Raw genomic sequence first — 22398 nt, 5'->3', positions numbered from 1 at the left:
ACATTAACGTTAATGTTATCGTTAATGTAATTATAGAAGACAACACAGGAAATGTCAATAGAAAAAGCGCCGCTTTGATTATCCATGCCTGATTCTACGGCTCAGCTAATCAAAGTGACGCTTTCTATTCCTCCATGCCTTCCGGCACATAATTAGTAATCAGCACCTCCACAGTCACCGCATCTCTGTCCTTAAAATGGTAGTTACAGTTGGCGTAGCTCTTATCGATGCAGGTGATATGGTATTTTTTACTCCAGTCGATGAGAAGATCGTTGGAAAGTCCCTTATGATACAGAACGTTGGAGAGTGCAAATCTCGTTCCCTGCTCATTTAACCGGTCCAGAAGTGTTAAGAGAGCCTCCTCCTCCTCCTCGTGCCAGTCTTTAAACCCGCGGTTCCCGTCATTGTAGGAGCCAGTGGAAATCAGATAAGGCGGATCACAGTATATTAAATCATTTTCTCCCAAAAAATCCAGATTCATCTCGCGGAAATCTGTGGTATAAAAGGAAATATTCTTTTCCTTTAAGGCCCTGCAGAATGCTGTTAAATTTTTTTCGATCGTTCCATTAAAGGAGCTCCTGTTTTTTCCAAAGGGAGAGTTAAATTCATGGCTGTTATTAAAACGAATCTGATGGTTAAACGCATAGCAGGTCAAAACAAACAGCTCTGTCAAATCCCTGCTCTCATTATAATGCCGTCTCAGCGCATAATAGCCTTCCTTATTCTGCTGAGTCAGCTGATACGAACCGATCAGGCTGCGGATTCTTGTAAGAAGCACCTCCGTATCCGTCTTCCGGAACATATCGTACATACCGATTAAGTAAGTAATCTGGTCATTGCAGAAAATACGGTCCGCTTCCACATTAATTCCTACATTAAAGCCCCCGGCAAATAAATCCACAAAGCTGCCGATCTGCCGCGGAAATGCGCCCAGAACCGGTTTTAATATTTTATATTTGCCTCCGGTATAGTTTAGCGGGCTCTTTATATACATGGTTCCACCTGCTTTTCTACATATACAATCAGCTCTTTTAAGCGCTCTGTCTCTTTGACCTTTCTGCTCTTATATCTCCGGTACGGAATTTCATAAATGTGAAAGGTCTCCGGCTTTCCATACATCTTCATTATTCTTTCAATATCCTCAGTCGTCATCAGACCGTCCGTGCTGTAGCTTAAGATAATATGCTGAAAACGTGCATTGCTGATGAGCCGTTCAAAGGCATCGGTCACATTCTTCTTCATACAGAATTCCGACTTCTGATTCTCATAGGGCCGCTGTCCCGTGACGCCGGTCACCTCCGGATAGTCATACCTGGCCGCAGTCTCCAGAACATGGTAATTCGGAAGATACTGACGTTCGTTGTAAGGCGGGTCAATGTATAGGATGTCCCCCTGCAGCCGCTTTAACAGTTCGGCCCCATCCTCGTTATAACAGCGGTTTTCTTTGTGATTCGTCGTCACCTCCAGCTGGAACAGCTGGTATCTCTTATAGCTGCGCCGTTCCCAGCTCTTATGATACGCACCGTACGTACCGGAGGTATTGGATACAAATGGGATTCCCTCCACGATACAGGCTACAAGATAGTAGTATTCATTCTCATTCAGCAGTCCTGCAGTCTTCCAGTCCTCCACGATACATCTGGCATAATCAATGCGCAGGGCATTGTCATCATTTAGATACATGCGGCCGCCGGTGGGCGCGTACGTATTCTGAAAAAAACGTCTCTTCTGCTCTAAGCTCTCCATATCCCGGGTTTCTTTTCCGTTAAAGTACTCCACCGGATCCGTAATCCCCAGTTCTTCCTTCAGCCGGTCAAATTCCGGTATACTGTCATTCTCTATGGTGGCACGCTGCAGTACGTATGAAAAATACAACAGATCGTTGGAATACACCTCATACCACTGTTTAAAATATCTCGCCACAGCTGCTGTTCCCGAAAAAATATCACAGAAGCTCCGGGCGTCCGGCGCCTTCTCCTCTGCAACCGCTCTGATATGATCCAGCAGCAATGTCTTGCTTCCGATAAACCTCATTGTTCTTGTCCCTCTGTTTCGACTTTTGTTGATTCCCGCATAAGCGGCGGCCCCTGTGGGCATACAAGCATGTTCCCGGCAGCCATTTGCAGTGTCAAATCCCCCGCAGCTTACTGCGAGGCGTCTGACTGCACACAATTATTCTTATTTTACCATGCCTTTCGCTTTTTTGCCATTAAAAAAGTTGACAGAAATTGTTTTTCTGTAACAGTTCAGCCTTCACTGCCGGCAGCCAATCCGATACAGAATATTTTATCAAAAAGAAACGCGGCTGTCATTCAGCAGACAGCCGCATTATCTCAGCCCAGTTGTTTTACCCTGTCTGATATAATTGATTCCACATCTTCCTTTTTAACCTTCAGCGCAGCCGCCAGTTCCCGGAACAGAAAGTCCTCGGCAAGCCGTAAATAGATATCATCCTTTGCTGTATACCGCTTTCCTTCCGCCAACCGTTTCCTGTTTTTTAGATATATGGTTTTTATGATTCTGCTCCAGCCACTGCACTCATTCGTTCTCATAATTTCTCTATATGCCTGTTCCGCTCTTTTCTCATCTGCAACCTGTATCATCTCCTGTGCCTGTATCCCATCGATCAGTTTCCATGCCTCCTGTTCCGTTATCGCACATCGCATGGAATCTTCTTTATCCACCGGGGTATAGATCGTATTTTTCTCCGAATACAGCGGTTCCAGCGTATAGTAAAGCCGGTCTTTCACTACAGAATCCATCTCCAGACTTCCTATCGCTTTCACCACACAGATCCCATAGTTTCCATAGACAACATGATCATTTACCTGAAACATTTTAACCTCCTTTGAAACAAACCAACAGATACCGCCAAATCGATTATTCAGAGACAGCATTGCGTCTGAGAACAAAAAAAAGACGCTTCAGAAGAGAATGCATCCAAAGCATCAATTTTGATTTATCTCTATTATAACACATTCCAATGGCTTTTGACAGTCTTTTTCATGGTATTTAAATTTATGCCATTGGAATGAGTTTTTTGCCCAACCCCTGCCCGGGGCGCCGCAGTCCCACCGGACGCTTCCGGTTACGGACTTTCGAAAGCCCAAAACCAATACCGGAACATACTGGAAGAGCCTGTCATACTCTATAATATGCAGGACAAATCCCTGCAGGCTCATATTCCATTGATAAGGAGGATATAGAATGAGTAATACAGATATCTCCCCGGCTGCCCCCAACTCACCGGGCACACAGATCGCAGTGACAGGACCGTCCGGTACCGTCACGCCTTCTTCACGGCCGTTTATTTTATATACAGGAACCGATTTGACGGGAACCGCTACCGGAGATCCCGAAGTACGAAGTTACTGTGCGCTTCCGGACACGGAAGCTTCCAGATATCGGTTAAACCGCGACGATCACAATCAGATTTTCAGATTTACGTTCACAGCTAACGGAACCACCGGACCAGCCTACTGCCTTGATAAATTTAAAGATGGACCATACGGTGACGTGCCGTACCGGAGTCAAACTTTTGAGACCCTGTTTCCGGATGCCACGGAGCGCCAGAAACAGATGCTCGCATGGATTCTGGCAAATGCCTATCCGACGGTTTCCGCCTCCCAGACCTTTAACCTGGTCGGAGTCGATGATACGGCGGCTCCACCTCTGGACAACAACGATGCCTACGCAGCCGTTCAGGTAGCCATCTGGGTGCTTTTAGGCCAGATCTCACCGTCTGAAGCAGTATTTTTGAATTGTTCTGACGGTGCTGCTCATCCAAAATCCGACAGGCTGAATCAGACTGTACTGCGTCTGATCGAAATGGCGGGTAATTTTGCCGATACAGCTGCCCAGCCCACCTACTCCTATCCTCCGGGGACCGGCGCCTCCTGCTGCCGTCAGGAATTTATTTATTGCTGCAACACCGGAACCATTCCCTCCAATCCGTCAGAATCGTATCTCGTTTTCCACGGCTGTCCCAGTGAGATACGAAATGTCTGCGGACGGCTGCTCGTAGGACCGTTCTCTTTGAGATCCAGCCTTACAGGCACTCCCGTTTTAACGATTGAAACCTTCTGTGACTGCGGCGAGGATTTTTCTGCAAGCTTTATGGATTTTTGCGGAAATCCCATTACGTCCCCAGCCGTTGGTCAGGAATTTTATATTGCACTGCGCCTGGTTCATAACGCAATGTGCTTCCGTGTCAATGCCTCTCTTTCCGGCACTGTTACCCGCGTTGTTCTTATGGATCCGACTGCCGAGACCACGCTTAACTATCAGCCAATCGGAGCTACGTTAGAAGATTACCCGGTCACAACAACCGCCTCCATATGTGTATGCATCGTAAATCCCAGTATGCACAATTCCGGTTCTTCAGGAAAGGGAGGAATTTGTATAACAAATAATAACAGCAATAGTACAAACAATAATAACAATAATAATAATAACAACAATAACAATAATAATAACAATAACAGCAGCAACAACGGTGGCGGAAACAATGGCTTCCCATGGTTTCCTCCCTGTTTTTGGGGAATGCCACCCTATCCCGGCTGGCCATTTCCTCCGGTAGGTCCGTGGCCGTCGTATCCACCGCAGCCTCCACAACCGCCTTATCCGCCGGAACCGCCATGGCCTCCACAACCGCCATGGCCTCCGCAACCGCCATGGCCTCCGCAACCGCCGTGGCCTCCGCAACCACCGTGGCCTCCGCAACCGCCGTGGCCTCCGCAACCGCCGTGGCCTCCGCAACCGCCGTGGCCTCCGCAACCACCTTATCCCCCAGAGCCTCCATGCCCGCCGCAGCCTCCGTGGCCTCCACAGCCTCCGTGGCCGCCGCAGCCTCCATGCCCTCCACAGCCTCCTTGTCCGCCGCAGCCCCCATGCCCGCCGCAGCCTCCATGCCCGCCGCAGCCTCCGTGGCCGCCGCAGCCCCCATGCCCGCCGCAGCCTCCATGTTCTCCGCAGTGGCCATGTAACCAGGATCCCTCGTGTCCTCCGGGGCAGCCATGCAGTCCGCCCCAATCATGGTTTCCATGTCAGCCTGAATCCTCCTGCTGCCACACCTCAGGGGGACAGCAGGGAGACTGCCACTTTCATTTTCCATGCCTGCCCGTTCCATTTTGCTGCAGGTGCTGCCGAAACAAAAGAAATTCCTAAAACCGATATCATAAAGCTCTGTTCCTCCAAATAAAACAGAGAGCGTGAAGGGGGTGATGCAAAACCAGCTTACGTCAGTTTTGCATCACCCCCATACTTTATACTTGGTTCAGTCATGAATGCAGCATTTCCCAACCGTTTTCTATTCTCCATCCCGCATAAAACGCAATAAGCGCTCTACATCCGCAGGATCTGAGGCAACCAGCTGCAGCTCCCTTACAAATTCCGCATCCAACAGCCGTACCATGGAAATATATTGGGACAGTCTTGATTTTAGATTAATTCTGTCACCCTCCGTGGACACAAGTTCAACGGTTCCGGTGCACTCATCTCTTATAATCTGAAAAAGCTTCTCTACATTTTGGATATTTTCGAATTTCACTCTTATCTCCTTTGTTTCAATCCACGCTCGATAATTTCACAGAGTGCAACTACATCTTATAGATACGCGGCTTGACTTCATGTCAATGGGGGATACCGATTTTTCTCCGCCCGCCACTGCCGTTAAACTTGTTTTTGGCGTTTCATCCCTCCACCTATAGAGGCGGGAGAATTCTCGCTTATTTTGTTAAAGACTGCTTACTCCCGGTACCGATGCGTCGTCAAATATGATCCCCAGATAGCGTGCTGCTTCCCGGAGTACTTCCTTATAAGAACCGTATGCACAGCCCAGATGATGGATATAAGGACCAAACATCAGTTTTTCTTCCCAGCGCTTCCAGTCATCTACCTCCAAATACGTATAGGTTCCGTTTGTCTCCGGCCCTCTGGTTGTATCACCTTCTCCTGCAAACAGATAGTACCGGCCCTCCGCGTCATCGAAGCGGCAGGTTGTTATATGCCCCTGCTTCAGTTCAAAGCGCTCCTGCCCATCCACCAGCCGCGCTTTGCTCTCCTCCGCCTTAAGAGAATATGGAAATGGGCCGCAGTGCCAGAGAAGCTCGGCATTGTCATTCTCCGGATGACGAATTGTCAAATCTGCAAGGAACGGCGGTTCTTTATAAAGATTACAGGCCTGGAGAATTGCCAGAGTAACCGCTCCATTGATGTCATTCTCACACGCAAGCGGGTAACCTTCGTCTGCCATTTCTCCCAGCACGACACAGGGACAAACTCCGATCAGGGAGGGAAAGGCGGACCAGCATTCAAATGCCCCGGCAGTACAGTTACTTTCCTTCATAACCTCCAAAAGAGCGGGCTTCATGGCCGCGGAAAGCTTTACCTCCTCCGCGTTCATCGCACTGGCATCCATTCTGGAAGTCAGGTCTCCATAATACTGTAAAAACGCGGTTCCACTCTCTTCAGCAATCTTCCTGGCCCGTGCACTTACGTCTGCCGGCGACACCGGAATCACGGTCACGCCCAGGCGTCGGAGAAGCTCTGCTTCATTTGTCATCACACTCATAAACGGTACAGGACGGTTTCCGATCTTAGCAATACGGAGATTTCTAAGAGCCTTCAGCACTGCTGCCACACGGATAAACCGGTCGTACCCCTGACGGAACTCATCGCTTTCCGTCTCACAGTTAACGATGTAACTGTATGTCACCCCATGCCTTCTCAACACTTTTGTCGCTGCAAACATACCGCACTGCGTATCCCTGCCGCGGCTGGTATCGCTGTTTGGCCTCTCATCTCTCGCTCCCCATATCAGCACAGGCAGATGAAATCCGGACGCAATCGCTGCGGCCACCTGTTCTTCTCCAAAATCACAAAACGGGATAAACAGAGCGTCAATTCCGGCGGTCCGGAATTTTTCTATGATTCTGCGCGTCTCATCCATATTCCAGCAGATTCCATTCTCACTGATATCATCAATATCCACAATTTCTACAGAATCAGAGAGAGTATTTCTGATCACCGCCATAAAACGCTCTTTCTGGCGAACCGCTTCTTCCATGCTCAGAAAGCTTCTCTTTGTCGGTGCCACTCCTAAAATGATTTTTTTCTTCTGCATTTTATCCTCCTATAGAATCAGGACGCCCTTTTCTTCCTCTTTTTCAATTTTACGGAATACCATATCATTGTTAAATGTCCGGCCCGGCAGCATGCAGATCAAATGGGCCTCCTCTTTATGAACGGGGTACTGTCCTCCATGAATAATCATTGGATTAAACTTGACAAACGTATGCATCGGTACATAGAAGGCTTCCAGATTCTCTATCTTCAATTCGCCCATATCCGGCGTCCCCACATAAATCACCACATCGTCATCCAGTGCGATCAGTCCCTCACACGTACAGGTATGGTACTCCATAAAATCCACCACCATCTGTTCCTGCCGAAACACATGACAGCAGGATATGGTCGGCAGAGTCGTCTGTGCAAAGTCCAGAGTCAGTAAATCCGGATAAAAGCTTCCGCAGGGTATCACCCTGCTTTTCATCTGCTCATTGTCTGTCAGACTCTGATACATACCGTACTTTCGAAATGCTTCCTCATTTAATTGCTGTACTTTAATTTCTCTCATGCTTTTCCTCTCCTTATAAGGATTCGAAATCTTTCGCCATCTCCATCAGCATATCTTCCACCTGCGGCGCATAGCCCAGGCGGTCGAACGTCCCGTGGACAATCCCTCCATAGCGGATATGACGTACATGAACTCCGGCATCCCTAAGCTTTTTTGTAAACAGCTCGCACTCCGGCCGCAGATAGTCATACTCCGCAGTCATCACCAGCGTCTTCGGAAATCCTGTAAAATCACCTTCCACGGGATTTAAATATGGAGTATGAAGATTCTCTCCCTCCTTCAGATACCAGTCTGCTGCCTCTTTCTTCAGCTTTCCCGTCGTTTCAATCTGCTCTTTGATATACTGGTTGTCTTCCGGGTTATCAAACATCTCCTTCTTCCATACAGAATAGGTTCCGTTCCTGTCCGGCCCCCAGACTATGGAGGGATAGATAAGCCCCGCGTAGGCCAGACGCTTACTCCCTTCAAAACGATCCCATAAGGTTACCGCTACCGCCATGGTTCCCCCTGCGCTGTCTCCGGAAATCCCGATTTTCTTTCTGTCGATCCCCAGGTGCGTGGCCTGCTCCCATACCCAGCTCACAGTCTCGCAGCACATGTGAAACGCGACTGGATATTTCGTTTCCGGTGATAATGGATAATCAATGGAAATGACCACCGCATCCGCCAGTTCTGCAAAGCGTTTGCACTGGTTCTCCACGGTCAGCGTATCCCCTCCGAAAAAGCCGCCGCCATGGATATAGATCAGGCATGGTCTATCCTCTTTTCTGGTCTTTGGCTTGTAGATCCATCTGGTTCCCTCACAGCCGTCCACCAGGAATGTTTCATATCTCGTCTCAATTCCTTTACTCCTGTCCAGTGTTCTCCAGCCAAACTGGTATCTCAGCTGCTCCAGCAGACTGTGTCCTTCCGGGTTATCCATACCCAGAAGCTTGTCCTGATTCCTCGTAAGCTCCGGATCAATCTCCCCTGCTCTCGTCTCGAAGTCTTCCCGCGTCACAGAGGCAGCCGCCTCAGTCCTCGGATCGAGATGGCCTGGAATCCGGTCAAAACAGTCCCGCACCGCTATCTCTGCACCTCCGGCATCAATCCGGTATTCCCCAGCCGCCAGGCTTCTCAGCAATCTCTGATATAACTCCTGCTCCATGTTACCACCCTCTCTCAATATTCCGCGATCTCCAGCCGCTCTCCATCTGGGCCCCGAAAAAAGGCAAATTTCATACCGTTCTCCCAGAACTCCTTCATAAACAGCTTTTCCGTTTCAAATTGAATCCCCTCACGGATAAGCCTCCGGTAACTCTCATCAAAATCTGCTACTCTCATACAAACGTGATTCCAGGGCCCATCCCTGCCGGCTTCATAATTGACGTCTTCTACAAACTCCAGCTGAAACTGCTCCGGCAGTTCAACAAATCCTATTCTCGTTCCATTTTCCAGTTCGATTCGGCTAACTGGACGAAAGCCTAAATGTACCTCATAAAAGGCCATGCTTCTGTCCAGATCACGGACATTTAAACCCACATGGGAACTGCGGATATTCTTTTCTGCACTCATGGCTGCCTTCTCCTATACAAATTTCATCACATTCCGGTAGAATTCCCTTCTGGGCTCTATATCGGAATAATCAATCGTGTGATCCTTCAGGAACTGCTCTACCATCTTCCGATTCGGTATGCCCACTCTTCCTCCAAGGCTGGTACAGTTGATATAGGAGACGGCGCTTGCAAACTTTGCACAGTATTCCAGTTCCCAGCCCTGACTGTGGGCATAGAGGAATCCACCGTGGAAAACATCTCCCGCTCCCGTCGTGTCGACAATCTTATGGCCCTCAAACGGAGGAAGCTGAAACGCGGCTCCTCCCCGTTTTGCACCGGCGCAGCCCTTTGCGCCCAGCGTCACAATCACAATCTGCGGACCTTGCTCCGTCAGCTTCCTGCAGTTTTCCATGTAGCTGTCATCTGTGAACACAGTGCTGTAAAACTCTTCAGAGATAATCAGAATATCGGAATTACCGATCACAAAATCTGCCTCGTCCGTATAAGCGCCGCCGTCCACAGATACTAAAACGCCGTGTTTTCTTGCATATTCAATCGCCTTTTTCTTAGCGGAACACTCGATCATGCTGGTATGGATATAGCGGGCGCCCGCGATGAAAGCTTCATCCACCTGTTCATCGTCCAGCGCACCGTTAACTCCCATTTTACCCAGAAAGCTTCTGCCTTTTGTCTCTTCCTCCGCCAGACAGACGGTAAAGGTGGTGTCCCCCTCCTGCGTATATAAATGGGAGACATCCACACCATGGCGGATCATATCGTCGCGGCAGAATGCTCCAAACGCATCGTTTCCCACGACGCCAAGCATACTGCACCGGGCGCCAAGACGGGCAAGTGCTGCAATTGCAGAGGAAGCATTTCCCCCGGACTGCCAGAGATAATCGTACATCACGCTCATAGAATCCGTTCTCGGCAGTCGGTCGATACTGACGGCAAAATCCATGATCGGATTTTCCACTCCGATTACATCATAAACCTTCTCCATGGCAGACTCCTTCTACAGTGTGATTTTGGACAGCTCCAGACGGCCCGCGATGTACTCTGTCAGCTTCGGCTGAATGTATTCCGGAAATCCGAACGGGTCGCACTTCGTAAAATCCTGAGCGTAAAATTCCTGATTCAGCTTCGTATTCAGGTTGAAAAATTCCGTACCGATATTAATCTTGTTAATGCCGTTGGCAAAGGCCAATGCAAGCTGGTCATCCGGAATTCCGGTTCCGCCGTGCAGTACCAGCGGAGTGTCGGTCGCAGCGCTTAAGACCTTTAAATGGTCAATATCCAGCTTTGGCGTACTCTTATACAAACCATGGGCGCTGCCAAAAGAGACTGCCAGGGACGTTACTTTTGTTCTCTCCACAAACTCCTTTACCTCATCCGGTCTGGTAAAAAATTCCTTGCGGCTGAATTCATCGGAATCCGCAGCCGTTCCCACGTGGCCAAGTTCGCCTTCCACATCCACATCAAAATTTCTGGCAACCTCGACAACCTTTCTGGTAAAGGCCACATTCTCCTCAAAGGGAAGCACAGAACCATCCGCCATTACCGATGAAAAGCCCTCATGTATCGCTTCCATTATCATATCAAAGTCACTGCAGTGGTCTAAATGCAGTCCCACCGGCACACTGGCACGCTCCGCGTAATACTTCGTTGTCTCAGCGAATACTCCAAACGGCATAATATTTCTCATTCCGGGATAGAGCATTACCATAACCGGCTTTCCTGCCGCTTCCGCGCCTTTAATCACTGATTTGATCATGTTTCCATCCGCGGCGTCAAAAGCCAGCACACACGCGTTATTTTTCTTTCCCATCTCCAGCAGATCTTTTACTCTAACAAATGACATAAGAAACCTCCTTCTCCCTCTACATCTCTTCAACAGGCTCAACGCTGTCATGCGTCACAGGCCCTAAGTATTTACACGCTTCTTTCAGCACTTTTGCGAAGTGGCCGTGAATACCGCTCACATGGTGGATATATGGCCCGTACATCAGCTTCTTTTCCCATTTCACCCAGTCGTTTACTTTAAACCACACGTAGTTTCCTGTAGTCTTCGGCCCCTCAGTACCCTCTCCCTCATCAGCCAGAAGAAGGTAATTGCCGTCGTCCTGGTCAAACCTTACGACTGTCAGCGGTCCGCCCTCAATCTCATACATGCCCTTACACTCTTTGACAGCAGGAATCACGCCCTTCTTCACCAGTGATTTTGCAAATGGACCGCAGTGCCACAACAGCTCTGCATTGTCATCCTCCGGATGGCGAATGGTCACATCGGCAATAAAGGCCGGGGAAGAATACCTTGAGGCTGCCTGCAGAAGCACGGCGCCGACCGCCGCATGAATATCCGTCTCGCACGCTGCCGGAAGACCTCTGTCAAAGAGTTCTCCCAGTACGAAGCAGCTTGGAATCCCATATGCATCCTGGGAAAATCCCCAGCAGTCCACCGCTGCCGCCTGGCACTGGTGTATCTTCGCCAGATCCATAATGGCCACTTCTAAGTAAGCCATCGTCTCTACCGCCCCGTGTCCCACAGCAGACCAGTCCACGGAAGATTCGATCTCCGCTGCAACTGAAGCAATTCTCGGATCAGGCAGGAGCCCCTTAAGCGGCGGAAGCGGAGGCTGTCCCATGGGAAGCTCACAGCCTTCCGGAGACGGTGGCAGGCCTCTTTTCAGCTTTTCAATCATTCGCTTTACCTCTTCCGGCCATATTGGAACAATCTCAATACCGAATTTGGACAGCAGCTCCGACTCATTGACCTTCACTGATAAGAACTGTCTCGGTCTCGATCCGATCTGGGCGATCCTCATGCCGCGGAAAGCCTTTACCACGGAGACCACACGGATAAAATCGTCAAACCCCTGATCCAGCACCGGACTGTCAAGCCAACAGTTTTCTATGTAGGTATACGGAAGATGGTACCGCTTTAATGCCCGGGAGGTCGCAAACATTCCGCACTGGGTATCAAAGTCTCTCGGTCCTGTCTTTCCGGACTTGTCAGTCTCCGGAGACGGATCCCGCGGCCCCCAGAGCAGTACCGGCTTCCCTATTTCCGCAGCCACCTTAGCAACCACTTCCTCCTGTCCGAAGTTGCAGTGAGGAAACGCAATGGCGTCCACCTTTTTTGCTCTGAACAGTTCCACAACCCGGTCTGCATCGCGTAAATCCCACAGCATTCCGCCATCCACCGTATCGTCGATGGTTACCAGCTCCACATCCCCGCATTTTTCCGCCATCTCATCAAATCTGGCCTTTACCCTGCTCTTTAATTCAGATGCCGGTCCGGAGGGAAACATATCTCTGCGCACCGGAACGTAACCGAGCACAACCGTTCTGTCCTGTGTATATCGAATCATAATCTTTTCCTTTCTGTATACCGTCTGCAAGTACCGCCCTGTCTCTCTCAGTCACATAACCTACCGTTTCCTGGCATACTTACGAACGTCAATTGCCACTGCTATGACGATGATTGCTCCCTTTACGACATTCTGCCAGTATGGATTGATCCCCACGAAGGTCATCCCGTACTGGATTACAGTAAACACCGTAACACCGATGGCCACGCCCGGAACCGCACCGACACCGCCTGCCACAGAACAGCCGCCGACCACACAGGCCGCGATCGCATCCAGCTCATAGCCCTGACCGTAGTTGTTGGTGGCGCCGCCGGTTCTCGCTGCCTCCAGCGCTCCGGTCAGTCCGTAAAATGCTCCGGCAATGATATACACGACCATAATGATCTTCTGGACGTTGATCCCGGAGACTCTGGCCGCCTCCTGGTTGCCGCCTACTGCAAACAGTGTTTTTCCGAACCGATGATAGTTCAATACGATATGACAGGCAATCATCAGAATAACCGCGATGATTAAAATGTACGGAATTCCGAAAAAAGACCCGGTTCCCAGTTTAGAATATGTCTTTAGGAAACCGCCTAACGGCTGGGAGCGGTTAGGCTCCATATTATAGTAAATAGAGATTCCGCCGTAAATGATGAGCTGAACGCCCAGCGTACCAATAAAAGCGGGAACATTTAATTTTGCTACGACGATACCGTTCAACAGTCCCATGGCCATCCCCATCAGAAGACAGGCTATGATCGGAACGATAATTGGAAGCTCTGCCAGGTTAGGGAAAAACTTATTGGCGTATGTGGACATCTGTGCAAGAGATCCGGCCAGCACAGCCGCTGCTCCCAGCATACGGCCGCCGGATAAATCAGCACCTCCGGACAGAATAACAAACATACACCCCATGGCCATGATCAGTCTCGTTGAAGACTGCATCAAAATATCCCGGAATACACGGAGGGACAGAAATGCCGGATTCTTTACTGTTATCATGATAATAATTGCAATTAAAACGAGATAGATCGCATTGTTCTGCGCCCATTTTTTTATATCAAACTGCTTCGTCTGCATGATATGAACCAATCCTTTCTTTTTACCCGGACCTGGACGGATCTGCCGCAGGTCCCGGCAGATTTAACTCACCTTGCTGGCAAACTGCATAATCTTGGAATCATCAATGTCCTTCCCTTCCAGAAAACCGGTCACATGTCCTTCGCACATGATCATCACCCGGTTTGACATTCCCATAAGCTCCGGCATCTCCGAGGAAATCATAATGATGGATTTTCCCTCTTTTGCCAGATTCAGCATGATGGTATAAATTTCGTATTTGGCGCCGACATCAATTCCCCGTGTCGGCTCATCGAGAATCAGAATATCCGGGTTTGTCAAAAGCCATCTGGCAAGGAGCACCTTCTGCTGGTTTCCGCCTGATAAGTCTGCAATTCTCGTATCCCTGGTCGGAGTTTTTATATTCATGGTCTTAATATACTCGTCCGTATCCTGGCGGCACTTTTTCAAATCCAGCATTCCCAGGACATTGCTGTATTCTCCCAGCTTTGCTATCACCGTATTATCCAGCACGCTGGCTCCCGGTATAATTCCTGTCGCCCTTCGTTCTTCTGTCAGAAGCCCGATTTTATTGGCAATGGCATCCGCCGATGATTTGATGGTGATCTTCTTTCCATCCTTATAGACCTCGCCCGATTTGATACTGCGGATTCCAAACAGCGCCTCCATTAACTCCGTTCTCTGTGCTCCCACCAGTCCTCCCAGGCCCAGGATCTCCCCGCGCCGCAGCTGAAAGGAGCAGTCCTGAAATGACATGGGATTGGGAGAGGTGAAATTTTTGACCTCCAGAACCACTTCTCCCGGCTTATTGTCAAGCTCCGGGAACCAGTTATCCATCTGGCGGCCTACCATTCGGTTTACAATCAGTTCCTCAGTCAGTTCCTCTGCCGGCCATGTTCCGATCCTGCAGCCGTCACGCATAATTGTCACTTCATCCGATATCTTGAGAATCTCATCGATTTTATGAGATATGTATACAATTGCAATTCCTTCTGAGGTCAGCTTATGAATCACTTCGAAAAGTGTAGCAGTCTCCGTCTCTGTCAGCGATGATGTGGGCTCATCCATAATAATGACCTTCGCCCCATAAGAAATCGAGCGCGCGATCTCACCCAGCTGCAGCACCGAGGCGGAAAGTTCAATCGCCTGTGTCCTGGGATCTGCCTCCATATGAAGCTGATCGAAAAGGCGTCTCGTTTCCTCGTACATTTTCTTATGGTCGATAAACGAGAGGCCTGCGATCTTCTTCTCCGGCATCCGTCCCACCCAGATATTTTCCGCAATACTCCTTCTGCGGATCGGGTTCAGTTCCTGGTGGATCATGGAGATCCCTGCTTCCAGCCCCTGCCGCGGATTATCGAAGTGTACCTGGCTTCCGTTAAAATACACCTCACCTTCATCCGGATCATACAGGCCGAACGCGCACTTCATCAAAGTCGATTTTCCCGCACCGTTTTCTCCCATCAGAGCGTGTACCGTTCCCCGCCTTAAAGTAAAAGAGACGCTGTTTAGTGCTTTTACGCCCGGAAAGCTTTTGCTGATGTTTTTCATTTCCAATATGATACTCTTATCTTCCATACTGTCTTCTCCTGTTTCTGTTATACGGTCATTCCCTTCACAGCAGTGGCCGGATCGATATGCAGGCAGCTCCACCCGGATCATGGCCTGCTGAAATAACCGAGGCAATGATTGCAGGCCGGTATGAACGATACCGGCCCGCCAAAAAAGGACTGGTGACTATTCGTATTTTGAAAGATCCGCGTCTTCAAGGTTATCTTTAGTTATCGCAACATAATCCAGCCATACCCGTTTGTGGTCGTCAATATCATATCCCAGATTCTCTGATGTAATCTCTTCTCCGGCTTCCAGAAGTTCCAGAATCTTATAGATACATTTTCCCATGGTTACCGGGTTGTTTAACGAGGTAGCCAGCATCGTTCCGTCCTCCAGCGCCTGAAGGCCCACCTTGGTTGCATCAACACCCAGGACCGGAATGTAATTACTTTCGTCGGTAAAATATCCGGCTGCCTTCAGAGCCTCAATCGCTCCGAGAGCCATATCATCATTGTTGGCAAATACAATATCAATATCATCCGCATTGGCAGAAATTACAGATGCCATCTGATCCTGTGCCTTCGCCCTCTGCCATTCGCAGACAACCTCCAGCAGACAGTTGGTTTCCACACCGGCTTCTTTGACCGTGTCGATGGAATACTTGGTTCTCATCTCCGTATCATAGTTTCCAATCTGCCCCATCAGCATGACGTAGTCCATCTTGCCATTGCCATTACGGTCTGCTTCCGGGTGCTCTTTCCAGTATTTAGCCGCAGCCTCTCCCTGTACAACACCGGACTGCTCGGCCGCAGAGCTGACGAAATAGCAGGGGCCGTAAGAATCCATCTCTTCATCGGAAGGAGAATCTGTGTTCCAGAAAATGATGGGAAGATCTGCTTTCCGCGCAACGTCAATTACCTGATCCTTTGCATTCGTATTAATATTGTTGATTACCAGGTATTTGCAGCCCTTTGTCACAAACGCATCCATGGCGTTCATCTGGAGGCCCACGTCAAACTGGGAATCGGACGTTTCAACTGCCACAGTACCTGTTTCTGCCGCTTTTAGTACGGTATTGCGCACATTGGCAATATGGGTGTCCGAGTACATATAACACGTCATTCCCGCTACCGGACGTTCCCCGTTCGATTTGTTTTCCGCTGCTGCCGCTTCTGCAGCCGTCGTTCCCGTACCGCCTCCGTCTGCAGCGGGGGATGTCTCCGCCGTCTTCTGGGTGCACGCCGTCATACATAATACTGCCGTCAGTGATAATGCAAATGCCTTTTTAACTGTTCTCTTCATATGCTTCCTCCCAATTTAAACCCCTATGTTTAGTCTTGCCAGTTCCTTATCCAAAACCGTAATTTCATCCTCGGTCAGACTCCACTCAAACGCCTTACAGTTCTGGAGTGCCTCCTGCTCATTTCTCACACCGCAGAGCGCCGTTCCCACAAATTCCTTCTGTGTACTCCAGTTAAGCGCAACCTGTGCCACCGGGACGCCGTGATCTTCTGCAATCCGATCCATAGTCTTTAAAAATTCCATAATTTTTGAAAATACCGGTTCACGGAAAAAATCATAAAAGGTCAGTCTCATATCGCCCGGCTCAAAATCAGGCATCGTACGAATCGCACCCGTCAGTATACCGGAGCCAAGGGAACCATAGGTCATGGAATCAATCCCTTTTTCATACCCCCATTTCATCAAATCGGTAAATTTCTGATTAACCATGGAATATGGGGGCTGCTGAACATCAATCTGTGCATACTCCTCTGCCGCCAGAATCTGTTCCCTGCTGAAATTGGACACACCGATAAACCGTATTTTCCCCTGTTTTTTCAGTGTGTTTAATGCTGCCATGGTCTCATCAATGGGTGTGTTCACATCCGGCCAGTGAACGTAGTAGAAATCAATGTAATCCGTCTCCAGATTCATCAGAGAACTTTCCACCTCGCGCATAACGCTCTTATAACCGGCATGTTTGATGTATTCGCCGGAATAAACGTCTGTGATCAGGCCAAACTTTGTGGAAATAAGAATCTGATCTCTCGGAATCCCCCGGAGCGCCTCTCCCACAATCTTCTCCGATGCGCCATTACCATAGCATGGAGCCGTGTCAACTAAGTTGACGCCCTGGTCAATCATGGTTCGTATGGCTCGTACCGAATCACTCCGGTTGACCTGGCCGTAATTCTGGCCGCCGATTGCCCAGGTGCCCACCGCCAATGCTGAGACGGATACACCGGCGTTTTTAAAATGCTTGTACCTCATAACTGTCTCCTCCTTTGTCTTTTATATAAATTTTAATAAACCCCTGTTTTTCTCTGTCACGCTTTGTCCAGAAGATATTTGTCACCAAACAGACAGCTGTTCAGCGCGTACAGCGCCGCCCCGGTTATAAAGCCTTCGTCTGAATCGTTAATCTTTGAATAAGTGACCAGCCCCGTGTCCGCATTGCCATAGGAGGGAAAAATTCTTACCAGATCGTTCAGTTTCTTTTCCAGATACTCTCCTCCATATGCCAGCAGTCCCTGCAAAATAATCTGCTGCGGATCATACATCAGTACAATATTATAAATAGCCCTCGCCATATAGACAGCAAACTCATCCACCACAGCCCCGGCCAGCAGATTACCGCTGTTGGCCTCCAGGAAGACTTCCCGGATATCGCCCGCCTTCCGGCTGTCCAGAGCATTATGCGGATACGCAGCCTCATACTTTTTCCAGATGGAGCGTAAGGATTCTGGTGACATCATGCTCTCCAGACAGCCATCGTTTCCACAGACGCACCGCCGGCCTTGATTCGTCTCCACCAGAAGGTGGCCAAACTCTCCCTGGTATCCATGCCTGCCGTACAAAAGTTCTCCCTTCTCTATCACACAGCCTCCCACGCTGCCTGTGGAATGCATAAATAATGCAGCCACTGTCTTGTGATTCAGGGACGGATCCTCCAGCAGCTCTGCATATCCCAGAAAACGTCCCACATTATCAATCATAATTGGAAATGAAAATTGAAGTTTTGCCCGTAGAAATTCGCAAACGGGAAAATCATTCATACGCTTCGTTCCTATGGGGAACATGCATACACCTCTTTTTCTGTCAACAACGCCCCCACATGCCACTACCATCATACATATCTGCTCTTTGCGGATACCGCTCTCTTTCAACAGAAGTTTTACTTCATCCACGGTAACCTCCATCGCCAGATTCCAGCCATTCCATCTGCCAAGATCTGAGAGTTCCCGCACTCTTCTCTGAATAACCCTGCACTTCATATTGGAAATATTACAGCTGATAAAATCGTTCCCAATGATTACAATAATTGTGTAGCGAAAGGAGGCATTCATGGAAAAGACTCTGGGAGGCTTCCCACCCGCCGTCGTAGAATCTCTGGTTCCCACTTTTTTCAGCACCTTTTCTCTGCACAGTTCGTTTACAATCTGAGTCGCCGACGTCCGGCTCAGTTCCAGCCTGTCCGCAATCTCCGGAATGGTCATCTCTGCGCTGTTCTGAAGCAGTGCTACAATTGCCTTCTGATTTCTTCGTTTTATATTCCTGGGTTTTTCCGCTTTTACTTTTCTTGCATCCAACATGGCAAACCATCCTCACTTTACTTTCCGGCCACCAGCTGCGGTTCCATATGGAACCGGTATGTCGTCCTGGAAGTAAACACGGTGTTCTTTCTGACAATGCATCCTGGAAAATGGCTGCGGTTGACTGCATCGGGGAATCCCTGTGTTTCGAAGCAGATGCCTGCGTACCTCTGATAATGTACGCCGCCTTTACAGGCGAGACTGCCGTCAAAATGATTGCCTGTATAAATCTGAATCCCCGGCTGATCTGTATAGACCTCCATCCGTCTTCCGCTCTCCACATGCCGCAGTTCTGCTGCTTTCCGGTATCCAGAGCCGCGTAGAACGTAGTTATGATCAAGGCCAAACGTCTCACTCAGTACCTCGCTCAGCTTTCTCCTCCCGGTAAAGTCCAGGCTCGTCCCCTCCACCTTCCGGATCTCTCCTGTTGGAATCATATCCGGGGCTGCCGGCGTATAGAAATCAGCCATTAATCTCAGTTCATGGTTCAAAACATCGGCATCCCTTCCGCCGGACAGATTAAAATAAGCATGATTGGTCAGATTCACCGGGGTGTCCTCTTCCGGCACCAGCCGGTAACGGATATCGAGTGCATCATCCTCCGTTACCCGGTAAGTGACCTCCAGCGAGACACTGCCCGGAAACCCTTCTGCTGCCGAATCCTTCCAGTACAATGTAACCCAGTCATCTCCGCCAGCCGCTATATGAAAATTCTTTGTTGCGTAGCCCGCGCTTCCGCTGTGAAGGCAGTTGCCCCGGTCATTGCGTTCAAGCCAGTAACCCCTTCCGTTCACATGAAATTCTCCGCCCCTAATCCGGTTGGCTACCCGTCCTATAACGGCCGCACTGCAGGAGGGATTCCTTCTGTATTCTTCCAGTGTATCCTGCCCCAGCACTACATCGTCTGCTTTTCCATTCTCCCCCGGGACATACAGATTCTTTATAACAGCACCGTAGGTCATAATGCTGGCCGTCATGCCAGATCCGTTCTCAATCATCACTTCCAGAACATCGGAACAATCAGGAAGTGTTCCCAATCTTTTCATCTTCATCTCACGATCTTCTCCATCCTGCCGTTATCCCTGCCGCAGCCGTCACGGCCAGCAGCAAAAAGGCTATAATCAAAAATCCTTCTCTTATTCCATACGCACTGGCCAGAACACCTCCCAGCAGGCTGCCGCTCAGACTTCCTGCCCCCATCTGGACAACTGCCAGTGTGCTCTGGCCCCGGGAGATCTTCCCGGGCATCACCATACGGTTGATATAGGTTACACAGACAAAGTAACATACCATATACGAAGGTCCCTGCAAAAGCTGGGCTGCGGCCATCAGCGGTACGTTCCCTGCGGACAGCAGTATCAGTCTTAAAGCCATACAGCCTACGGCTGCAGTCAGCAGCGCCGTTTCCTTAAACCGGCGTGACAGCCGGTGAATCAGAAGCAGTACCGGAATTTCACTGAGCGCCGAGATACAGTTCAGCACCCCAAGAAGCGACTGACTGTATCCCAGTTCCAGAAGATACACCCCCAGAAAGGCCGAGTAATAGTTGATTCCAAACTGCATGGCAAAAGCGAATACAAGGACCGGATAAATTTCCTTTGATTTGAAAATGGGGCCTTTGTCTGCCTTTGCTTTAAATTTACCGGTATCCGGATTCTTTGTGTCCGGTTCCTGCACCTTCCAGGTTTTTCTGTCCCCGGGCAGCGTCAGACAAAGCAGTGCAAACACCAGAAAACAGGCGCTGTTTCCATAAAACATAAGGTTGATCCGTTTTTTCAAATAAAAACCCATACCCAAAACTATGACCGCATAACTGATCGTCCCGCACATCCTGATCCATGCAAAATTAATTCGTTTTTCTTCCGCCTGATTCACTACCAGAGCGTCACAGACCGGGAGAACCGCGCTGTTAAATAACGCATAACAGATAACCGCCCCCAGAATTTCACGAAAGGATTCCGTTCCCGGAAAGAGCAGAACCGCCGCGGAACAGCACAGGTTCAGCAGAATCAGGACACAGCGCCTCTTTCCCGTCCGGTCCGCCAGTGCCGCCCATAAAGGCTGTACCGTCAGAGATGCAACAGGAAGGACCGCAGACAGAATTCCAACCTGCATGGAATTCATTCCTCTTTGTGAAAAATACATGGATATAAAAGGCAGATACAGTGATGCTGTAATCCAGTACAGCCCATTGATCAGGTACAGATTCAGCCCCTTCATGTCGATCCTCGCTTTTTAGTAAGTAAACTTTATTTACTAACCTTGGTAAACTTTATTCTGTTGTCATTATAAATCCTGAACTTTTTATATGGGGGATTTTGCAAAATCGAGGGCGGAACCATCATTTTTACTATTCCGCTTCTGCAAGAAGGCTGTTTTTGATATGCTTATAATATTTTTGGCTGACCGGAATCCACTCTTCTTCTCCTTCCAGCCGTATCCGGTACATCTCCAGCTGCCGGACATAATTCAGATTAATCAGATAACTCTTATGACAGTGAAGAAAGTACGGCGGAAGCCTGTCCAGCAGATCGTCCAGCTTCCCATACGACCGGATCTCCTCTTCCCATGTTTTTACACACAGCTGATGCCCCATGCTCTCCACATACAAAATCTTCTGGTAAGGGATGCGGTAGATCTTTCCCTTTGTCACCAGAGTCAGGCACCGCTTGTATTCCTGCTGTGCCATCTGTTCCAGACGGAGAATGGTCCTCTGGAACTCATCTTTATCCAGAGGAGAAAAGAGCAGGGAATCCGGCTGAAGATCGAATAAATGCTCCGGCCAGTCCATACGGTCAACCACCAGAACAAGCTTCAGATGATGAATCTTCTTTTTACAGGTTCTGGCAACCCCTGTCCCCTTTTCTTTCTGATGAACCAGATCTACAATCAGGATTTCTGCGTCCTCGTTCACCTCTTCTAAGTAGAACATCAGCTGGTCTTTGTCCGTAAATGTATGTAAGGCTCTGTAATCTGCCGCGTCGCCGGCAGACAGCGCCCATTCCAGGCCAGCGAACCGTTTTTCCGGATCATACAGTAGAATCTTTCCCATCCTGCTCAACCATCTTTCGTATCTCGTCCGCACACGGAAAACAGAGATCCTCCTGAACTGCCGCATCTGCTTCCATGACTGCTTTATAGTATCGGTTTACTGTGTCATTCGCTGAAATAATAATATATTTACGCTTTATCTGTCTTACCGCCTCTTCAAACTTCTGCCCTCCGTTCATCTCCAGCCGGTCTTTGATCTGCATATAATACAGGATCAGATGCTCCCGCTTCTCTCCCGGAATCAGCTCTTCCAGCAGTTCTCCTACCTTATCCCTGTGTTTCGCACCGTAGACGAAATAATGACGCAGCACTTCTTCATCCCGCTTTCTCCGTTCTTCCTTACCAGGAATAAAAACTCCCAATATTCTTACCATAAATGCACCCCTGTATGTATATAGATCTGTTAATGTATGATCAGAATATCAGGTTTTTAATTTTGTGTCAATATTTTATATATTATATATTTTATCTGATTACACTTTATTTATAAGTAATTATTACTTTTCATGATTTTACTGCTCAATTTTCACTTTATGTACTGAGTAAACCGATTCGGCATGGCAGGAGCTCTTTTTTCCTTCTGCTTACATCCTGTA

Annotated in this window: 21 protein-coding genes and 1 pseudogene; 1 reads left to right on the top strand and 21 read right to left on the bottom strand. The window is 49.0% G+C overall.

Annotation, left to right across the window (positions count from 1 at the left end; translation table 11 throughout):
* Positions 1–124 precede the first annotated feature (124 nt).
* The 3 genes from NE473_RS24145 to NE473_RS24135 all read right to left on the bottom strand — a co-directional run bounded on the left by NE473_RS24145 (position 125) and on the right by NE473_RS24135 (position 2837).
* Positions 125–994 carry a Dam family site-specific DNA-(adenine-N6)-methyltransferase gene (locus NE473_RS24145; protein ID WP_055651278.1) on the bottom strand — a complete coding sequence of 290 codons (870 nt, stop codon included), beginning with the start codon at positions 992–994 and terminating at the stop codon, positions 125–127.
* Positions 985–2034: a DNA adenine methylase gene (locus NE473_RS24140; protein WP_055651279.1), complete on the bottom strand. Its 1050-nt coding sequence runs from the start codon at positions 2032–2034 to the stop codon at positions 985–987. The genes NE473_RS24145 and NE473_RS24140 overlap by 10 nt, the downstream gene beginning before the upstream one ends.
* A gap of 299 nt (positions 2035–2333) precedes the next feature.
* Entirely contained in the window at positions 2334–2837 is a 504-nt protein-coding gene (locus tag NE473_RS24135; RefSeq protein ID WP_022031409.1) for a CarD family transcriptional regulator, read from the bottom strand.
* A 370-nt stretch (positions 2838–3207) separates the two neighbouring features.
* Here NE473_RS24135 and NE473_RS24130 point away from each other — a divergent pair.
* A pseudogene (locus tag NE473_RS24130) lies at positions 3208–3765 on the top strand (thioester domain-containing protein); the annotation flags it as partial.
* Between the two features lie 553 nt (positions 3766–4318).
* Here NE473_RS24130 and NE473_RS24125 read toward each other — a convergent pair.
* The 18 genes from NE473_RS24125 to NE473_RS24040 all read right to left on the bottom strand — a co-directional run bounded on the left by NE473_RS24125 (position 4319) and on the right by NE473_RS24040 (position 22176).
* Positions 4319–5044: a hypothetical protein gene (locus NE473_RS24125; RefSeq protein ID WP_055651282.1), complete on the bottom strand. Its 726-nt coding sequence runs from the start codon at positions 5042–5044 to the stop codon at positions 4319–4321.
* A gap of 264 nt (positions 5045–5308) precedes the next feature.
* On the bottom strand, positions 5309–5548 hold the full coding sequence (locus NE473_RS24120) for a hypothetical protein (RefSeq protein WP_006773439.1): 240 nt from the start codon (positions 5546–5548) through the stop codon (positions 5309–5311).
* Between the two features lie 186 nt (positions 5549–5734).
* Positions 5735–7123, bottom strand: a complete 1389-nt coding sequence (locus NE473_RS24115; RefSeq protein WP_055651283.1) for an L-fucose/L-arabinose isomerase family protein — start codon at positions 7121–7123, stop codon at positions 5735–5737.
* Between the two features lie 9 nt (positions 7124–7132).
* On the bottom strand, positions 7133–7636 hold the full coding sequence (locus tag NE473_RS24110) for an ureidoglycolate lyase (protein WP_006773437.1): 504 nt from the start codon (positions 7634–7636) through the stop codon (positions 7133–7135).
* A 13-nt stretch (positions 7637–7649) separates the two neighbouring features.
* Positions 7650–8783, bottom strand: coding sequence for an alpha/beta hydrolase (locus NE473_RS24105; RefSeq protein ID WP_055651284.1), 1134 nt, complete (start codon positions 8781–8783; stop codon positions 7650–7652).
* Between the two features lie 14 nt (positions 8784–8797).
* Complete coding sequence (locus tag NE473_RS24100) at positions 8798–9190, bottom strand: VOC family protein (RefSeq protein WP_055651285.1); 393 nt, start codon at positions 9188–9190, stop codon at positions 8798–8800.
* A gap of 12 nt (positions 9191–9202) precedes the next feature.
* A complete protein-coding gene (locus NE473_RS24095) occupies positions 9203–10174 on the bottom strand; it encodes a carbohydrate kinase family protein (RefSeq protein ID WP_055651286.1) in 972 nt (323 codons plus the stop codon).
* A 12-nt stretch (positions 10175–10186) separates the two neighbouring features.
* Complete coding sequence (locus NE473_RS24090; protein ID WP_055651287.1) at positions 10187–11032, bottom strand: class II fructose-bisphosphate aldolase; 846 nt, start codon at positions 11030–11032, stop codon at positions 10187–10189.
* Positions 11033–11051: 19 nt separating this feature from the next.
* Positions 11052–12542 (bottom strand): L-fucose/L-arabinose isomerase family protein, encoded by a 1491-nt coding sequence (locus tag NE473_RS24085; protein ID WP_055651305.1) that lies wholly within the window; start codon positions 12540–12542, stop codon positions 11052–11054.
* A 60-nt stretch (positions 12543–12602) separates the two neighbouring features.
* Entirely contained in the window at positions 12603–13604 is a 1002-nt protein-coding gene (gene mglC, locus NE473_RS24080) for a galactose/methyl galactoside ABC transporter permease MglC (protein WP_022031231.1), read from the bottom strand.
* A gap of 63 nt (positions 13605–13667) precedes the next feature.
* Complete coding sequence (locus NE473_RS24075; protein WP_022031232.1) at positions 13668–15182, bottom strand: sugar ABC transporter ATP-binding protein; 1515 nt, start codon at positions 15180–15182, stop codon at positions 13668–13670.
* A gap of 159 nt (positions 15183–15341) precedes the next feature.
* Positions 15342–16460, bottom strand: a complete 1119-nt coding sequence (locus NE473_RS24070) for a galactose ABC transporter substrate-binding protein (protein ID WP_022031233.1) — start codon at positions 16458–16460, stop codon at positions 15342–15344.
* A gap of 15 nt (positions 16461–16475) precedes the next feature.
* Positions 16476–17429: an aldo/keto reductase gene (locus NE473_RS24065; RefSeq protein ID WP_055651288.1), complete on the bottom strand. Its 954-nt coding sequence runs from the start codon at positions 17427–17429 to the stop codon at positions 16476–16478.
* 56 nt (positions 17430–17485) lie between these two features.
* Positions 17486–18751, bottom strand: coding sequence for an ROK family transcriptional regulator (locus NE473_RS24060; RefSeq protein WP_055651289.1), 1266 nt, complete (start codon positions 18749–18751; stop codon positions 17486–17488).
* Between the two features lie 17 nt (positions 18752–18768).
* Positions 18769–19803, bottom strand: coding sequence for an aldose epimerase family protein (locus NE473_RS24055; protein WP_055651290.1), 1035 nt, complete (start codon positions 19801–19803; stop codon positions 18769–18771).
* 1 nt (position 19804) lies between these two features.
* Entirely contained in the window at positions 19805–20971 is a 1167-nt protein-coding gene (locus tag NE473_RS24050; protein WP_055651291.1) for an MFS transporter, read from the bottom strand.
* 130 nt (positions 20972–21101) lie between these two features.
* A complete protein-coding gene (locus NE473_RS24045) occupies positions 21102–21803 on the bottom strand; it encodes a LytR/AlgR family response regulator transcription factor (protein WP_006774635.1) in 702 nt (233 codons plus the stop codon).
* A complete protein-coding gene (locus NE473_RS24040) occupies positions 21781–22176 on the bottom strand; it encodes a hypothetical protein (protein ID WP_006774636.1) in 396 nt (131 codons plus the stop codon). The genes NE473_RS24045 and NE473_RS24040 overlap by 23 nt, the downstream gene beginning before the upstream one ends.
* Positions 22177–22398: the final 222 nt, after the last annotated feature.

This window comes from Hungatella sp. SL.1.14, from assembly GCF_024460495.1.
Taxonomy (GTDB): domain Bacteria; phylum Bacillota; class Clostridia; order Lachnospirales; family Lachnospiraceae; genus Hungatella; species Hungatella hathewayi.
The sequence above is the reverse complement of the archived record's forward strand: the minus strand, read 5'-3'. Positions and strand labels throughout refer to the sequence as shown.

What these genes read in the sequence shown, in the direction of transcription:
- NE473_RS24145 (WP_055651278.1), bottom strand. Translation starts at nt 994, where the DNA reads ATGTATATAAAGAGCCCGCTAAACTATACCGGAGGCAAATATAAAATA.
- NE473_RS24140 (WP_055651279.1), bottom strand. Translation starts at nt 2,034, where the DNA reads ATGAGGTTTATCGGAAGCAAGACATTGCTGCTGGATCATATCAGAGCG.
- NE473_RS24135 (WP_022031409.1), bottom strand. Translation starts at nt 2,837, where the DNA reads ATGTTTCAGGTAAATGATCATGTTGTCTATGGAAACTATGGGATCTGT.
- NE473_RS24125 (WP_055651282.1), bottom strand. Translation starts at nt 5,044, where the DNA reads ATGGAAACCATGATTGGGGCGGACTGCATGGCTGCCCCGGAGGACACG.
- NE473_RS24115 (WP_055651283.1), bottom strand. Translation starts at nt 7,123, where the DNA reads ATGCAGAAGAAAAAAATCATTTTAGGAGTGGCACCGACAAAGAGAAGC.
- NE473_RS24110 (WP_006773437.1), bottom strand. Translation starts at nt 7,636, where the DNA reads ATGAGAGAAATTAAAGTACAGCAATTAAATGAGGAAGCATTTCGAAAG.
- NE473_RS24105 (WP_055651284.1), bottom strand. Translation starts at nt 8,783, where the DNA reads ATGGAGCAGGAGTTATATCAGAGATTGCTGAGAAGCCTGGCGGCTGGG.
- NE473_RS24100 (WP_055651285.1), bottom strand. Translation starts at nt 9,190, where the DNA reads ATGAGTGCAGAAAAGAATATCCGCAGTTCCCATGTGGGTTTAAATGTC.
- NE473_RS24095 (WP_055651286.1), bottom strand. Translation starts at nt 10,174, where the DNA reads ATGGAGAAGGTTTATGATGTAATCGGAGTGGAAAATCCGATCATGGAT.
- NE473_RS24090 (WP_055651287.1), bottom strand. Translation starts at nt 11,032, where the DNA reads ATGTCATTTGTTAGAGTAAAAGATCTGCTGGAGATGGGAAAGAAAAAT.
- NE473_RS24085 (WP_055651305.1), bottom strand. Translation starts at nt 12,542, where the DNA reads ATGATTCGATATACACAGGACAGAACGGTTGTGCTCGGTTACGTTCCG.
- mglC (WP_022031231.1), bottom strand. Translation starts at nt 13,604, where the DNA reads ATGCAGACGAAGCAGTTTGATATAAAAAAATGGGCGCAGAACAATGCG.
- NE473_RS24075 (WP_022031232.1), bottom strand. Translation starts at nt 15,182, where the DNA reads ATGGAAGATAAGAGTATCATATTGGAAATGAAAAACATCAGCAAAAGC.
- NE473_RS24070 (WP_022031233.1), bottom strand. Translation starts at nt 16,460, where the DNA reads ATGAAGAGAACAGTTAAAAAGGCATTTGCATTATCACTGACGGCAGTA.
- NE473_RS24065 (WP_055651288.1), bottom strand. Translation starts at nt 17,429, where the DNA reads ATGAGGTACAAGCATTTTAAAAACGCCGGTGTATCCGTCTCAGCATTG.
- NE473_RS24060 (WP_055651289.1), bottom strand. Translation starts at nt 18,751, where the DNA reads ATGTTGGATGCAAGAAAAGTAAAAGCGGAAAAACCCAGGAATATAAAA.
- NE473_RS24055 (WP_055651290.1), bottom strand. Translation starts at nt 19,803, where the DNA reads ATGAAGATGAAAAGATTGGGAACACTTCCTGATTGTTCCGATGTTCTG.
- NE473_RS24050 (WP_055651291.1), bottom strand. Translation starts at nt 20,971, where the DNA reads ATGAAGGGGCTGAATCTGTACCTGATCAATGGGCTGTACTGGATTACA.
- NE473_RS24045 (WP_006774635.1), bottom strand. Translation starts at nt 21,803, where the DNA reads ATGGGAAAGATTCTACTGTATGATCCGGAAAAACGGTTCGCTGGCCTG.
- NE473_RS24040 (WP_006774636.1), bottom strand. Translation starts at nt 22,176, where the DNA reads ATGGTAAGAATATTGGGAGTTTTTATTCCTGGTAAGGAAGAACGGAGA.